This window comes from Kocuria sp. CCUG 69068 (assembly GCF_020833785.1).
Lineage (GTDB): Bacteria > Actinomycetota > Actinomycetes > Actinomycetales > Micrococcaceae > Kocuria > Kocuria rosea.
In genome coordinates this window covers 1-1283 of record NZ_PDDL01000240.1, presented here as the reverse complement: position 1 = coordinate 1283, position 1283 = coordinate 1, and the positions used below count along the sequence as shown (strand labels likewise).

Annotated in this window: 1 protein-coding gene; it reads right to left on the bottom strand. The window is 79.0% G+C overall.

Annotated features, from left to right (window positions below):
• A partial coding sequence (locus tag CRM73_RS19290) for a DUF3488 and transglutaminase-like domain-containing protein (RefSeq protein ID WP_229588808.1) occupies window positions 1-1283 on the bottom strand: 1283 nt, incomplete at both ends.

The following is a 1283-nucleotide window of genomic DNA, read 5'->3' as shown; positions in this document are numbered from 1 at the left end:
CGGTCGGCTCGGCGGAGGGGGCGTCCTCGTCGGGGCTGTCCGCCGTGCTCGCCGGGGTGGGGGCGTCGGTCGGGGCGCCGGTGGGCTCCGCGGTGCCCTCGCCCTCCTGCGACTGCCCGTCCCCGTCCTGCGGCCCCTCGGCGGCGTAGCCGGGGAGGTCGCCGGTGCCGGGGGTCGGCTCGAAGCGCACCCACCCGGAGCCCTCGAACCACAGCTCCGGCCACGCGTGCGCGTCGCGGGGCAGGACCGTGAAGGCGCCCGCCTCCGCCGCGTCCCCGAACGGCTCGTCGGCGTCCGCCGACCCGTCCGGGGCGGCGCCGGTGGCTGGGAGGTAGCCGACCGCCACGCGGGCGGGGATGCCGAGCTCCCGGGCCATGACGGCCATCGCCGGGGCGAAGTGCCCGGCGTAGCCCGTGCGCACGGCCAGGAACTCCTCGAGCGAGGCCATGCCGCCGGCGTCGTGGCCCTGCGCGAGCGGGGCGTCCACGTCGTAGCGGAACTCGTCCGAGCGCAGCCACTCCTGCAGGGCCAGGGCCTGGTCGAAGGCGGTGGGGGCGTCCCCCGCCCGCTCCCGGGCCGCGTCCCGGAGGGCGGCCGGGGTCTCGCCCGGCAGTTCGCGGAACGGGGCGAGCTCCGGGGAGTCCGGCGCGGCGGGGGCCTCGCGCAGCCGCGCGGACGTGGGCTCGGGCACGATCGAGCGGACCTCGTAGGCGGTGCCCTCCGGCGGGACCTGCTCCCCGTGCACGGTGAGGTCGAGCGGGCTCCAGGCCCAGCCGCCGTCCTCGAGCCCCGCCACGTCCACGGGCGCCCACGGCAGCGGAAGCCAGCGCTCGGACCAGTCCCGCAGCTCCACGGCGGTGCTGCGCTCGGGGCCCCCGCCCACGGGGTGCAGCGGGGTGGGGCCGAGGTCGTCGAGCTCGGGGTCCAGCCCGGTGGTGTCCGGGAACCACTCCGCCCCGGAGAAGTCGGCGAGGGTGAGGACCCGGAGCAGCTCGGGCTCGTCCGTGCTCGTCGTGTACTCGAGGCGCGGCAGCTGCTGCGCGGAGCGCAGGTCCTGTCCCACGACCCGCAGCGGGCCCACCCCGGAGGCGCGATCGCCGGCGAGACCGCTGCCCTGGGGGAACGCGCCGTTGACGAAGCCGGGCACCAGGCCCGGGACCAGCAGGGTCACCGCGAGCACACCGGCGCCCACCACGAGGGCCCGCGGCCAGCTGCCCGGCGCCGCGGCGGTGCGGGGCTCGCGGACCGCGCCGAAGCGCCGTCCGCCGCCGAGCAGGACCAGG